Consider the following 12,481-nt stretch of genomic DNA (forward strand, 5'->3'; position numbering starts at 1 on the left):
CGAGATCGGCGAATTCCGTATCAGCGACACCTATACCGATCATGTCGTGATCGAACGCACCGTCGCCCGCATTTCGCGCGATAGCGCGCGCGGCATCGGTTTTACCTTTTTCCTGGACGGTGAAGCGCATGCCGCAACAACGCTCGCCAGGAAGCCTGAGTACCTCCTGGGCGGGGGCAGCGTACTTGCCAACGACCTTGAACAACCCCTACGCCTGCGGCGGCAGGCGTGCCGGTACATCACGCTCGTTGTGCCCTCCAACCTGCTGCAACACGTGTTCTCTGACCCGGGCGCCATACACGGACGCATGCTCGACCCGAGCAGGCCCGCCACGCGGCTTATCGTCGAGCGCGCCAGGGCGCTTGTCGAGAGCGTCCGGACCATGCCGTTAGAGGAGGGTCGTCGCAAGCTCGCCGGCCTCATTGACCTGGTCGTCGCCGCATTTGGGGAAGAGGCGGGTTTGAGTGGCGGCAAGCGCGCCGTCGGCCGCGCGCTCATGTTTGAACATACGCGGCGCTACGTTCGCACAAATTTGCAGGAATGCGAACTATCGCCTGACAGCGTGATTGAATCGTTGGGGCTCCCGCGCAGCACGATTTATCGGCTATTCGAACATGAGGGCGAACTTGGTGCTTATATCCGCCACCTTCGCTTGCGCGTCGCCGCAGACGAGCTTGTTCGATTTCCGGGCGTTCCGATCAAGGACGTTGGCTATTCAGTCGGCTTCAAAAGTGCATCCGACTTTACGCGTGCCTTCCGGCGCGCCTACGAGATGACACCTCAAGAAATGCGCCTGAACGACTACCGATATCTTCACGCTGAACAGCGGTAGCCAGCCGGGTCGTGTCGTCCGCTACGTTGAGCATTGCTTGTGACTTCGCTCACGCGTCGCTCGTGAGGTGAGCGACGCGTCGTCCGAAAGACTCAGATCAGAACTTATCCCACCCGTCATGCGCACCCACAGTCGCCGTGGCAAGCGCAGCAGCCGGCGCGACTGCCGCCACCCGCGCATCCCGCTTCGGGGCAACTGCAACAACCGCCGCCTCGCGTCGCGGCGTCCCCCGCCGGGCAGGTGCGGTCGCTCCCGTAGGCGCAGCATCCTTCACCTGAAAGAACGCCACGGCTTCATTCAACTGTTGCCCCTGATCTTCCATCGAGCGCGAAGCCGCCGCAGCCTCTTCCACCAAAGCTGCATTCTGCTGGGTGACGTTGTCCATCTGCGTAATCGCAACATTGACCTGCTCGATCCCGCGGCTCTGTTCAATGGACGCCGCTGCGATCTCCGACATGATGTCGGTCACTCGCGCGACCGCCTGAGTCACATCGGCCATCGTCTTGCCCGCCTCGCCGGCAAGCGCCGAGCCGTCGCGGATTTTTTCCACAGAGTTGGCGATCAGATCCTTGATCTCCTTTGCCGCGCTCGATGAACGTTGAGCCAGGCTTCTGACTTCGCTTGCGACCACCGCGAAGCCCCGCCCTTGTTCGCCCGCCCGCGCGGCTTCAACGGCCGCGTTCAGCGCGAGGATGTTGGTCTGGAACGCAATGCCTTCGATGATGCCCGTGATGTCCGCGATCTTGGTCGAACTATCGCTGATGTCATGCATCGTGCTCACGACCTGGCCGACGACCTCGCTACCCTTTTGCGCCACCGACGAAGCATTCGCCGCCAGCATGCTGCCTTGCTGCGCGTTGTCGGCGTTCTGCTTAACCGTGGAGGTGAGTTCTTCCATGCTGGAAGCGGTTTCCTGCAGCGATGCAGCTTGCTGCTCGGTGCGCTGGCTCAGGTCCATATTGCCCGCTGCGATTTGACGCGCCGCGCCCGCGATACTGGTGCTGCTGTCGCGCACCCGCCCGACGATCGCCGTCAGCCGTTCGTTCATTTCGCGCAGGGCGCCCAGCAGTTTGCTGGTTTCGTCGTGGCCGTCGACCGTGATGCGCGTGCGCAGATCGCCTTCCGACACGGTCCGCGCGACGTCAATCGCAAAACGCAGGGGGCCAGTTATCGCGCGCGTGATCACCACGCACGCGCTGACTGCAAGTGCCAACGCGATGAGGCAAATTGCGATCAGCAGATTGCGCTGGTTTTCATAGTGCGCCGTGTACTCGTTGACCAGTTGATCCTGGCGTGTGCGCGTGTAGTCGGCGTACGCGTCGGTCGCGCGAATCAGCGCGGCGAGCAGTGGCCGGCATTGTTCGTCCATCTTGACGATCGCGTCGTCACGCTTGTTGGTGAGCGCGGAATTGACGATGTCGAGGGCGACCGGACCATAGGCCGCCTCGACCCGATTGATCTCGGCGACGAGGCTGCGCGCTTTCTCCGACGTATCGCTCGAGTTCGCCGTCATGTCGTTGAGCTTTTTCAGGTCGGCTTGCACGTCTTCGTGTGCGCGCGTCACGTCGGCTTTCTCTATTTCGAGGTCCTGAGGTTTGGTTACGAGCACGAGGTTGCGTGCTGCGATCGCCCGGCGGTCGACTGCGGTTCGAACCTGCACCACCATGTCGGCGCGTGCATTGTTGCCATGTACGTAGTTGGAAAACCCATCGGTCGAATCGCTCAGCGCCTTCAGGGACAGGCCGGAAATCACGACGACAATGAGGGACAGCAGGCCAAAACCGACAATCAGTTTGGTCTTGATGGTGAGATGCTTAAGTGTCACGATTTTTTTCTCCAATAACGAATCGTTAGAGCGTTCGCAATGGACTCTCAGGTCCGGGCATGGGAGCGTCTATCTGGCGGCCGGTCATCGTGGCAGCCCCGCGCGGTTTACCCTTCGTGCCTTCCATCAGACGCATCGCTGAAGCGCATCGAACGTCAGGCAACAAATGGGTATCCCATCTATTGGTTATCGGATTGGATTCTCGCGGACTTAAGGCATAGCGGGTATTTCTCTACCAAGCTTGCACACGATGCGCGAAGAACGCATCATTTTCTGTTGATTTGGATGGTTTTAGGCATCTGATGAAAACATTTTATTACATTTCCATTTCATTTTTCGACGTGCACCAGCGCACATGACCTACTGGCGAGCCTCAGGCAAAAAATGGCTTGAACAAGTGGGCATCCGCGGATATGATTGAGCAATCACTCATTTATTGTTGGAAGTCGAAGCGAACCGTATGGCCCGTCCGAAAAGCGAAGACAAGCGCAACGCCATCCTTGCCGCCGCCGCAGAGGTGATCGCCGAGCAGGGCCTGGGTGCGCCCACGGCACGCATCGCAAAACTGGCGGGCGTGGCTGAGGGAACGCTGTTCACGTACTTCGACAATAAAGACGAACTGCTGAACCAGCTCTACCTGGACATCAAGGCGGAGCTGCGCGAAGTGATGATGACGACTTACCCGAAGCAAGCCAGCGTGCGCGATCGCGCACAGCACGTATGGGACAAGTTTGTCGACTGGGGCGTGGCGCAGCCGCAAAAACGCCGGGCGATGGCGCAATTGTCCGTTTCTGAGCGCCTGACCGACTGCACGCGCGCGACCGGCATGGAGTCCTTCGCGGACATCAACGCGATGATTCAGGCGAGCGTGGCGAGCGGCGCGTTGCGTGATCATCCGCCGGCGTTCCTGTCGGCGATCATGGCGGCGCTGGCGGAAACCACCATGGATTTCATCGCTCGCGAACCGAACAATGCCGACCGTTATCGTAAGGCCGGCTTTGAAGCGTTCTGGCACGCGATTGCCCAGAACTAATTTTTTTGTCGAGTTAATGAGTGATTGCTCGCTCAATTAAATGCAAGGAGCGCATTATGTCGAAGGTCTGGTTGGTTACGGGAAGTGTCCGCGGGCTTGGGCGCGAAATTGTCGAAGCAGCGTTGCGCGCCGGCGAGCGCGTCGTGGCTACCGCGCGCGATCCGCGTCAGTTGGCGGATCTGCTGACGCGCTATGGCGAGCAGGTTCGGGCGGTTGCGCTGGACGTCACGGATCCGGCGGCGGCACGCAATGCGGTACAGGCCGCAGTCGACGCATTCGGCCGGCTCGATGTGGTCGTCAACAACGCTGGCTTCGGTCATCTGGCGCCGTTCGAGCAAACCACCGAGGACGATTTTCGCACGCAGATCGACACCAACTTCTATGGGGTGGTCAACGTGACACGCGCGGCGCTTCCGGTATTGCGGAAACAGCGAGCCGGCCACGTGATCCAGATTTCGTCGGTCGGCGGCCGTATCGGGATCGCAGGATTGAGCGCGTATCAGGCTGCAAAGTGGGCGGTCGGCGGGTTCACCGAGGTGATCAGCCAGGAGCTTGCGCCGTTCGGCGTTCACGTCACCGCGCTCGAGCCGGGCGGCATGAAAACAGACTGGGGCACGGAGGCGAGTGGCGCGATGCCGGATTTGCTGCCAGATTATGTGCCGTCGGTCGGCGCCATCGCGGATATGCTGTCCCAGTATGTCGGCCGTGAAACCGGCGATCCCGCGAAGGTTGCGCAAGTGGTGCTGAAGCTCGCCTATCACGATGCATTGCCGCAACATCTCTTGCTGGGCAGTGACGCGTTGCATTACGCCGGCGAAGGCGACAAGGCGCGCGCTGCGAGCGCCGAGGCGTGGCAGGCGGTCAGTGCCGCCACCGATTTCTCTGCGCCAACGCCGCTACCGGATTTTCCGGGCGCACCGGCGAAAGCTTGAGGACGCACCCGGGCAAGCGGGCAACAGGCAATATTGGGGCGAACGGCATGGCAAATTGGACCATTTCGGACCTTCCGCGCCAGACCGGCCGCCCCGCGCAAAAAGGGCAGGTCGCGCTCGATGCGGTCCGTCCACGGTATCCGGCCGCCGCCCGTCTGTGGGACATATCCGTAGGACTCACCAACGCGCGCTGGCCGGGCGCGACCATGGAGCATGCATCATGAAGGTTCTGATATTCGGCGCGACCGGCATGGTCGGGCAGGGCGTATTGCGCGAATGCCTGCGCGCGCCCGACGTCGAGGCGGTCCAGACGGTTGGCCGCACGCGCGCTGGCCAGCTCGATCCGCGCCTCGTCGAACTGATCCTGCCGGATCTGATGGACTACCGCGCGGTGGAAGCATCGTTGAAGGGTTTCGACGCATGCTTTTTCTGTTTGGGCGTCTCATCCGCAGGCATGTCGGAGGCAGACTACACGCGCCTCACCTATGACCTGACGCTGGCGGCCGCTCAGACACTCGCCGGTCTCAATCCCCAGATGACGTTCGTCTACGTGTCCGGCGCGAGTACCGACAGCACCGAACGTGGCCGCAGCATGTGGGCGCGGGTCAAGGGCAAGACCGAGAACGCGCTGCAACGGTTGCCATTCAAGGCGGTCTACCTGTTTCGTCCCGGCGCGATCGAGCCGCTCAACGGCGCTCGTTCGAAGACCCGGGCGTACCGGCTGTTCTACACGGTGGCCAAGCCTTTCCTGTCGACCCTGCGCGCGCTATTCCCCAACCACATTCTGAGTACCGAAGACATCGGCCAGGCGATGCTGGAGGCCGCGCGCCATGGCGCCCCCAAAGCGGTCCTCGAGGTCGCCGATATCCGGGCGCTCAGCCGCACCGCGTCCGGGCCGGCGCTTGATTTGCACGTCGGCTGAGCGTCTGGGCGGGCGCATTCTCGGCGCCCCCTACCGCTCTAAAAACAGGATGCCGGCGCCAGCGCCTGTGGCTTGAGGCACGCCTTCGTCGAAGTTTTCGCCTGAGCCGCCAAAAACCCGCCTTTTTCTGCGTTTGACGTGCCTCAGCCTCTGGTACGCTACCGGTTCACGGGCCGCGCCTTCCGGCTGCGTCCCACTTCTTCACGCGCGTAGGTCAGCGCATGCTCGAATCAGAACCTCATGGTGACGCGCCGACCGAACATCGTGATTGCGATCAGTATCGTGCTGGCCAGCGCGATACTCGCGATCGCGGTGTGGGTTTTGGCGCAGATGCGCGATGACGCGCTGCGGCGCGCGCAGGATTCCGTCTTCAACGTCTCGCTGCTGGTCGAACGTGACGTGTCGCGCAATCTCGAGATCTACGATCTGTCGCTGCGGGCGGTTATCGACGGCCTGAAACAGCCCGGCGTGCTGGACCTGCCGCCGGCGATCCGCCAGATGGTGCTGTTCGACGGCTCCACCAGCGCCAAAGACCTGGGTTCGATGTTCGTCCTCGACCCAGCCGGCAACGTCGTGTTCGATTCACAAGCCACTCCTCCGCGCCGAATCAATCTCGCCGACCGTGACTACTTCCAGGTTCAACGCGACTCGCCCAATGTCGGCCTGTATGTCAGCCACCCGTTCATACCGAAGGTGAACAGCAACGATGTGAGCATTGCGTTGAGCCGGCGCATATCGCGACCGGACGGCAGCTTCGGCGGCGTGGTGGTCGGCACGATGCGACTCACTTACTTCAGGCGCCTGTTCGCGGGCATGAATCTCGGCCCGGGCGGTTCGATGGCGCTGATGCTGAACGACGGCACGATGCTGATGCGGCGCCCATACGATCCGAACATCATCGGCCGGGGGCTGGCCGGCACCTCGAACTATTCGCGCTTCCTCCAGGAACCGAGCGGGGACTTCTTCGGCACGGCGGCGATCGACGGTGTCGAGCGCTGGTACGCCTTCCGTCATATCGATATGTATCCGCTGATTCTCGATGTCGCGCTCTCGACGCATGACATCTACGTGGAATGGCGGCGTCGCGCGTGGATCATCGGCACCCTGATTGCAGCGCTCGATGTGGCGATCATCGCGCTCGCCATGCTGTTCTCGCAGCAACTGCGGCAGCGCCGTGCTGCCGAAGAAGAACTGCGCGTGCTGGCGCGCACTGACGGGCTGACTGGTCTGAACAATCGCCGCACCTTCGAGGAACAGGCGGAGGAGGAATGGCGCCGCGCGCAACGCAACGGTTGGCCGTTGTCGATGTTGCTGATCGACGTCGACTCGTTCAAGGGCTTCAACGATCTATACGGCCATTCGGCCGGCGACGATGCGCTCATCGCCGTGGCGCGCTGCATTGGGCAGAGCGTGCGGCGCCCGGGCGATACCGCGGCGCGCTACGGCGGCGAAGAATTCGCCGTGCTGCTTCCCGATACCGACGAAGCCGGGGCGGCGACCATTGCCGAGAAAATTCGCGCCGCGGTTCAGGCGCTCGAGCTTCGCCATGTTGCGAGCTCGCACCATGTGCTGACCATCAGCATCGGTATTGCGTGCACTCGGCGTCAGGTATTCGCGACGAGCCGCGCACTCGTCAACGCGGCGGACGAGGCACTCTACGAGGCCAAGGACGCTGGCCGCAACCGCGTGCTGTGTTATCCGGTGGCGGCGCGGGCGGATCGGCTGAGCGTCGTGACATCGCCTGCGCGCTGAGGTAGGTTAATTTAACCCGGGTAATATATTGCGCTTAATTTATACCCGGGTATAATTCGACAAATTCATCTTTCTGGAGTTTGTCATGACCGACCATCCTGTTACCTGTTCCGCCTTCGAGGGGCACCGCCGTATCGCCTCGGGCACCTTGTCCGAGGTGGCGCTCGCTGTCCGCGAGGTGCTGAAGCGCGGCGAACAGGCGCCTGTGCTGATTTTCGACGACGTCACGAGCCGTCCGGTTGAGTTTGATTTGCGCGGCACGCCTGAAGAGATTCTGGCGCGGCTGGCAAGCGAGGTGCCCGGCGCGCAACCCGAATCAACTGCAGACACCGGGCAAGACGACACCCCGCGTGGCCGGGGCCGGCCCAAACTCGGCGTGGTGGCAAGGGAGGTCACGCTACTGCCGCGTCATTGGGATTGGCTCAACGGGCAATCGGGAGGCGCTTCGGTCGCGCTGCGCAAACTGGTCGAAGCGGCGCGGCTGGCGGGCGAGGACAAAGACCGCAAACGCACCGCGCAAGAAGCCGTGTATCGTTTCATGGCCGCACTCGCCGGCAATCTGTCTGATTATGAAGACGCAACGCGCGCGCTCTACGCCGACGATCGGGCGCGGTTTGCCAACATCGTTGCGGCATGGCCAGAGGACGTGCGCAGCCACACGCTGCGCCTTGCCGAAGGTGTGTTCGTCACGCATCCATAGAGTCGGCCGCGCCTGGGCGAGTGCCGGGCTCACGAAACGTAGGGGCAAAAAAAAGCCGCTCACGCCGGGGAGCGTGAGCGGTAAGTCGGAGAGTTACAACAACATCGCGTGCGCTCATGGGGGCGAACGCAGCAAACAAAGTCTAAGAGTTCGGCCCGTCCCCATATATCAGACAAATCCCAATCACTGCGCCGACGTGCGAAGCACATTGACGTAGCGATCCGGCCCCGTGAGCCGGAGCGTTGCTTTCATTATCCTGTCCCGGTTATCACCATCATTTATTGCTTCAAGTCCCTGTTTTAGCCGCCGTAAAAGAGGCTGGAGCGCCGCTACGTATCTGACACATCGCGAAGGTTTTCGCGGGAGTGCGGCGGCGCGAGCGTTCCCACGGGACTTTTGAAGGATGGTGAGATGAAGTGGTTCGACCGCATGACCGTATTCAGGAAGCTGTTGTTGGCATTTGCCATTGTGATCGGCTTCTGCGTCGTAATCGGCGGGACTTCGCTGAAGACGCTGTCGTCGATGCATGACATTACCGACGCCATCAGCGACCGGCAGATGAATGGTCTCTACTGGATGGAAGAGGCGAACCGTCACAAGATCGACTCCGATCTTGCCGCCGCGAATCTCGGCTACGCAACCGACGACGCCAGCCGTCAAAAGTTGAAGGACAGTATCGTCGCCTCGCTCAAGGACATGCACGGCGCCTACGACCAGTATCGCGCGACCATCGTGACCAGCAAGGGTCAGCAGATGTTCGAAGCCGTGCTGGGCAAGTCAGCAGTGTGGGAGGGCATCGTGCATCAGCAGATCGGTCTCGAACCGATTCCGGCCGGCGTCGACAACAACGAACTCGTGCGCCGCGCGATTGCGTCGAGCGAGACGCTGCGCGATCGCATCACGGCGCTGATCGACTATCGCCGTCAGCAAGCCACCGACGCCCAACAGGAGGCGAGCGCCGACTATCAGCACATGCGCATCGTGATGCTCGCGCTGGTGCTGGGTGCGATCGCGGTGGGCACGCTGCTCGCGATGGTGATTGCGCGGCGTCTCGCGCGTCAACTTGGCGGCGAACCGGATTACGCGATGCATATCGCCAACCGTATTGCCGATGGCGACCTGAGCGTGCGCGTCGAGACGCGTGCGGGCGACGCCGACAGCATGTTGTTCGCGCTGCGCAATATGCGCGAACGGCTGGCGGGCATCGTGTCGGGCATCAGCGAGTCGAGCGAATCGATCCTGATGGCTTCGGGCGAGATCGCGCAGGGCAACACCGATCTGTCGCAACGCACCGAAGAGCAGGCCGCCGCGTTGCAGGAAACTGCGTCGAGCATGCAGGAATTGACCTCGACGGTGAAGATGAATGCCGAAAATGCGCAGCAGGCCGGCGGTGTTGCGCATGGCGCGTCGGAAGTGGCGGCGCGCGGCAGCAGCCTGGTTGGCGATGTGGTCGAGACGATGCGCGAGTTGGCGGCCGGCTCGAAGCGCATGACCGACATCATCGCGGTGATCGAAGGGATCGCGTTCCAGACCAACATCCTCGCGCTGAACGCCGCGGTGGAAGCGGCGCGCGCCGGTGAACAGGGCCGCGGCTTTGCGGTGGTGGCTGGCGAAGTGCGTTCGCTGGCGCAGCGCAGTGCGGTGTCGGCCAAGGAGATCAAGGAACTGATCGAAAGCTCGACGGCGCGCGTGGGCAGCGGGGCCGAACTGGCCGAACGGGCCGGTCAGACGATGGCGGAAGTCACCCATGCGGTGAAACGCGTGACCGACATCATGGGTGAGATTTCGTCGGCGTCGCGGGAGCAGAGCACCGGCATCGAGGAAGTGAACCGCGCCGTCGCGCAGATGGACGACGTGACCCAGCAGAACGCGGCGCTGGTCGAGCAGGCGGCCGCCGCGGCGGCGTCGATGGCGGACCAGGCGAGGCAGTTGCAGGCGGCGGTCACGGTGTTCTCGCTGGACGCGCGGCACGGCTGATCGAGGCGGTGACCGTTGGAGGTGTGACCTTTATGTCCCGCACAGCCCACGCCACGCCGTGCTTGTCAGGCGCGGGCGTGGTGCTTGTCATGCGCTCAGCGCGGTTCTGGGCGCATGCTTTGCTGTCCGCGTTGTTGCCCGTTTTGTTACCCATTTTGTCGCCCTTGCCAGGCCTGGTGGGTCTCCGTACACTCGCGCGTAATTCCCAGACGGCGCCGTTTCGCTGCGCCGTTCACTAAAACGCCGACAGAGGAGAACCCCCGCCATGGCTGATTCCTATTTCCCACGCTGGCGCGCCCAGCCGAACGCTGCCGAGGGCCGGATTGTCGGTACCGACGAGCGGCTCGCCTGGCCGCAGATGTTTGCAATGGGCATTCAGCACGTCGTCGCGATGTTCGGTTCGACCGTGCTTGCGCCGTTGCTGATGGGCTTCGATCCGAACCTGTGCATCTTCATGTCGGGGATCGGCACGCTGTTGTTCTTCGTGCTGGTCGGTGGGCGCGTACCGAGCTATCTCGGCTCGAGCTTCGCGTTCATCGGCCTTGTGATCGCGGTGACGGGGTATGGCGGGCACGGTCCGAACCTGAACATTCCGGTGGCGTTGGGCGGGATCATTGCGTGCGGGGTGGTGTACGCGATCATCGGCCTGATCGTTTCGGCGGTGGGCACCAAATGGATCGAAACGCTGATGCCGCCGGTTGTGACCGGCGCGATCGTCTGCGTGATCGGGTTGAATCTTGCGCCGATCGCGGTGCATGGCGTGAGCGGCAGCAACTTCGACTCGTGGATGGCGCTGGTAACGGTGCTGTGCGTCGGCGCGGTCGCGGTGTTTGCGCGCGGCATGCTGCAGCGGTTGCTGATTCTGGTCGGCTTGCTGATGGCGTACGTGATTTACGCGATCGTCACGAATGGTCTTGGCATGGGTAAGCCGATCGATTTTGCGATTGTGGCGAACGCTGCGTGGTTTGGTATGCCGCACTTCACGGCGCCGGTTTTCAGCATGCAGGCGATGACGTTGCTCGCACCGATTGCGGTGATTCTTGTTGCTGAGAATCTTGGGCACATCAAGGCTGTGAGCGCGATGACGGGGCAGAACCTGGATCGTTACGTCGGCCGTGCGTTTCTTGGCGATGGACTCGCGACGATTGTGTCTGGGTTTGCCGGTGGCACCGGCGTGACGACTTATGCCGAGAACATTGGCGTGATGGCTGTGACCAAGATCTATTCGACGCTGGTGTTTGTGATTGCGGCGGTGATCGCGCTGGTGTTGGGTTTTTCGCCGAAGTTCGGCGCGGTGATTCAGACGATTCCGGGGCCGGTGCTGGGTGGGGTATCGATCGTTGTGTTCGGGTTGATTGCCGTGACGGGGGCGCGGATCTGGGTCGTCAACAAAGTGGATTTTTCTGACAACCGGAACCTGATTGTTGCTGCGGTGACTCTTGTGCTGGGCGCTGGGGATTTTTCGTTGAAGCTTGGTGGATTTGGGCTCGGCGGGATTGGTACTGCGACCTTTGGCGCGATTATTCTTTATGCTCTCCTGAGGAGGAAGCCGGCCCAGGGGCCGGTGGCCTGATCGGCGAGGTTTCGGTTTGAGTTTGGTTTTTGCCTTTGCCTTTGGCAGTGGCATGTTTTTGTGCGCTTGCGGCGTTGGGCTTTGATTGAGTTTGGTTGCCTGCGCGGCGCTTGTTGTCTGTATGCCTACGGCGTTGGCCTTTCCTTGATTTGTTATTGGTTTATTAGCGTCGCCCCTGTGCGGGGCGGGCACTTACTTCTCTTTGCGGCGGTGTATAGACCGGCCGCAAAGAGAAGTAAGCAAGAGAAAGCGGCTCAAACCGCCAATTCTTAAGCGGGTCCCCCGCACAGCCGCGGTAGTGGTGCATCTGGAATCCGTACCCTCGCACATTCAGCGTCAGTGACAAAGGAGTCATCAGCTCCCACTCCGCACTGCGTGCGTCGCGGATGGGTCTGCATGGGAAACCGGGGGATTCGTTCGTGCGCGGTGGGAGCCATCGGCTTCGCCTCGGCGTGAGCGGATCTGCCCAGGAAGCCAGGAGCTTCGTTCAAGGGCGGTGGGAGCCGTCGGCTTCGTCTCGGTGCGGACGGGTCTGCCAGGGAAACCAGGGGTTCGTTTGGAGGCGGTGGGAGCCATCGGCTTCGCCTCGGCACGGACGGGGATTGCCAGGGAAACCAGGGGCTTCGTTTGGGGGCGGTGGGAGCCATCGGCTTCGCCTCGGCGCGGACGGGGCTACCAAGGAAACCATAGGTTTCGTTTGCGCGGTGGGGGTCATCGGCTTTGCCTCGACGGGGTGACGAAAAATATATATCTGTTTCGGGAAGTACCGCTCTGTACTCCGAATTGAAGACAAGTCGAGTCAGCGCGTGCAGGCGTGAATTCGCACTTCGAATGAAGCGCCAGCGCATGGCAGGAAGGTTGGTGACGCAACGGCGAGCCACGGCGCCGAGTGAGGCCCACGCGCAAAACGACCAGATGGTTCTGTGAAATACGCG

General features: G+C 62.0%; 10 protein-coding genes. 9 read left to right on the forward strand and 1 reads right to left on the reverse strand.

Translation table 11 applies throughout. From position 1 onward, the window contains the following. Positions 1-832, forward strand: an 832-nt coding sequence (locus PQQ96_RS40090) for a helix-turn-helix domain-containing protein (protein ID WP_408302651.1), incomplete at its 5' end; no start/stop codon positions are given. 97 nt (positions 833-929) lie between these two features. Here PQQ96_RS40090 and PQQ96_RS40095 read toward each other — a convergent pair. Next, entirely contained in the window at positions 930-2,657 is a 1,728-nt protein-coding gene (locus PQQ96_RS40095) for a methyl-accepting chemotaxis protein (RefSeq protein WP_408302653.1), read from the reverse strand. Between the two features lie 460 nt (positions 2,658-3,117). On the opposite strand from PQQ96_RS40095, the gene PQQ96_RS40100 reads away from it, so the two are divergent. The 8 genes from PQQ96_RS40100 (at position 3,118) to PQQ96_RS40135 (ending at position 11,546) form a co-directional block, all read left to right on the forward strand. Continuing rightward, entirely contained in the window at positions 3,118-3,690 is a 573-nt protein-coding gene (locus PQQ96_RS40100; RefSeq protein ID WP_408302655.1) for a TetR/AcrR family transcriptional regulator, read from the forward strand. A 56-nt stretch (positions 3,691-3,746) separates the two neighbouring features. Next, positions 3,747-4,622, forward strand: coding sequence for an SDR family NAD(P)-dependent oxidoreductase (locus PQQ96_RS40105; protein WP_408302657.1), 876 nt, complete (start codon positions 3,747-3,749; stop codon positions 4,620-4,622). A 47-nt stretch (positions 4,623-4,669) separates the two neighbouring features. Further along, a complete protein-coding gene (locus tag PQQ96_RS40110) occupies positions 4,670-4,846 on the forward strand; it encodes a hypothetical protein (protein WP_408302659.1) in 177 nt (58 codons plus the stop codon). Further along, on the forward strand, positions 4,843-5,544 hold the full coding sequence (locus tag PQQ96_RS40115) for an NAD-dependent epimerase/dehydratase family protein (protein WP_408302661.1): 702 nt from the start codon (positions 4,843-4,845) through the stop codon (positions 5,542-5,544). Before PQQ96_RS40110 ends, PQQ96_RS40115 begins: the two co-directional genes overlap by 4 nt. A 240-nt stretch (positions 5,545-5,784) precedes the next feature. Further along, positions 5,785-7,296, forward strand: coding sequence for a sensor domain-containing diguanylate cyclase (locus tag PQQ96_RS40120; protein ID WP_408302662.1), 1,512 nt, complete (start codon positions 5,785-5,787; stop codon positions 7,294-7,296). Positions 7,297-7,381: 85 nt separating this feature from the next. Continuing rightward, positions 7,382-7,996, forward strand: a complete 615-nt coding sequence (locus PQQ96_RS40125) for a DUF2239 family protein (protein ID WP_408302664.1) — start codon at positions 7,382-7,384, stop codon at positions 7,994-7,996. 411 nt (positions 7,997-8,407) lie between these two features. After that, positions 8,408-9,973, forward strand: coding sequence for a methyl-accepting chemotaxis protein (locus PQQ96_RS40130; RefSeq protein ID WP_408302666.1), 1,566 nt, complete (start codon positions 8,408-8,410; stop codon positions 9,971-9,973). A 265-nt stretch (positions 9,974-10,238) separates the two neighbouring features. Next, complete coding sequence (locus PQQ96_RS40135; RefSeq protein WP_408302668.1) at positions 10,239-11,546, forward strand: solute carrier family 23 protein; 1,308 nt, start codon at positions 10,239-10,241, stop codon at positions 11,544-11,546. The last annotated feature ends 935 nt before the right edge of the window (positions 11,547-12,481 follow it).

The organism is Paraburkholderia sediminicola (genome assembly GCF_046027825.1).
In the GTDB taxonomy this organism is placed as follows: domain Bacteria; phylum Pseudomonadota; class Gammaproteobacteria; order Burkholderiales; family Burkholderiaceae; genus Paraburkholderia; species Paraburkholderia sediminicola_D.